Origin of the sequence: Enterobacter sp. WP_7_1 (assembly GCF_003688535.1) — a bacterium.
Lineage (GTDB): Bacteria > Pseudomonadota > Gammaproteobacteria > Enterobacterales > Enterobacteriaceae > Enterobacter > Enterobacter asburiae.
Map to the genome: position 1 here is coordinate 1 of NZ_REFK01000013.1, position 1201 is coordinate 1201.

Annotated in this window: 1 rRNA gene; it reads right to left on the reverse strand. The window is 52.9% G+C overall.

The features are described from left to right. A 23S ribosomal RNA gene (locus tag BJ885_RS23125) occupies positions 1-1168 on the reverse strand; the annotation flags it as partial. Positions 1169-1201 lie beyond the last annotated feature (33 nt).

Here is a 1201-nt window from a genome sequence, read left to right on the forward strand (position 1 = left end):
GTCGCTGCCGCAGCTTCGGTGCATGGTTTAGCCCCGTTACATCTTCCGCGCAGGCCGACTCGACCAGTGAGCTATTACGCTTTCTTTAAATGATGGCTGCTTCTAAGCCAACATCCTGGCTGTCTGTGCCTTCCCACATCGTTTCCCACTTAACCATGACTTTGGGACCTTAGCTGGCGGTCTGGGTTGTTTCCCTCTTCACGACGGACGTTAGCACCCGCCGTGTGTCTCCCGTGATAACATTCTTCGGTATTCGTAGTTTGCATCGGGTTGGTAAGCCGGGATGGCCCCCTAGCCGAAACAGTGCTCTACCCCCGAAGATGAGTTCACGAGGCGCTACCTAAATAGCTTTCGGGGAGAACCAGCTATCTCCCGGTTTGATTGGCCTTTCACCCCCAGCCACAAGTCATCCGCTAATTTTTCAACATTAGTCGGTTCGGTCCTCCAGTTAGTGTTACCCAACCTTCAACCTGCCCATGGCTAGATCACCGGGTTTCGGGTCTATACCCTGCAACTTAACGCCCAGTTAAGACTCGGTTTCCCTTCGGCTCCCCTATACGGTTAACCTTGCTACAGAATATAAGTCGCTGACCCATTATACAAAAGGTACGCAGTCACACCACGAAGGTGCTCCCACTGCTTGTACGTACACGGTTTCAGGTTCTTTTTCACTCCCCTCGCCGGGGTTCTTTTCGCCTTTCCCTCACGGTACTGGTTCACTATCGGTCAGTCAGGAGTATTTAGCCTTGGAGGATGGTCCCCCCATATTCAGACAGGATACCACGTGTCCCGCCCTACTCTTCGAGTTCACAACCTGTGTGCTTTCGTGTACGGGGCTGTCACCCTGTATCGCCGGACTTTCCAGACCGTTCCACTAACACACAAGCTGATTCAGACTCTGGGCTGCTCCCCGTTCGCTCGCCGCTACTGGGGGAATCTCGGTTGATTTCTTTTCCTCGGGGTACTTAGATGTTTCAGTTCCCCCGGTTCGCCTCGTTAACCTATGTATTCAGTTAACGATAGTGCAACGAATTGCACTGGGTTTCCCCATTCGGACATCGCCGGGTCAAAGGTTCATATCACCTCGCCGGCGCTTTTCGCAGATTAGCACGTCCTTCATCGCCTCTGACTGCCAGGGCATCCACCGTGTACGCTTAGTCGCTTAACCTCACAACCCGAAGATGTTTCTTTCGATTCATCA